Below are 267 nucleotides of genomic sequence, written 5' to 3'. Positions count from 1 at the left end.
GCGTTGATGACAGGCGAGTTCTTAGCGGGATTATCTTCATAATCCGCAATGGCTTACGCTGGCGTGATGCACCTACCGCCTACGGGCCTCACAAGACGCTTTACAGCCGTTGGAGGCGTTGGAGCGGGAAGGGCATTTTTGCTCGGATGATGGCCGGGCTTGCTGCCGAACACGGTGAAGAGAAGACCGTGATGATAGATGCGACATACCTGAAGGCACATCGCACAGCGACCAGTATGGCCGTCAAAAAGGGGGGCGTGGTCGCCT

General features: G+C 56.9%; 1 protein-coding gene. It reads left to right on the top strand.

Features of this window, described 5'->3' with window-relative positions; all coding sequences use genetic code 11:
- Window positions 1-267 (top strand): transposase (locus tag EG885_RS22545; protein ID WP_131579098.1); only part of this gene is annotated, 267 nt, incomplete at both ends.

The sequence above is a fragment of the Paracoccus nototheniae genome, from assembly GCF_004335005.1.
Taxonomy (GTDB): Bacteria; Pseudomonadota; Alphaproteobacteria; order Rhodobacterales; family Rhodobacteraceae; genus Paracoccus; species Paracoccus nototheniae.
Note: the sequence above shows the minus strand (reverse complement) of the source record. Positions and strands in the feature narration are given on the sequence as shown.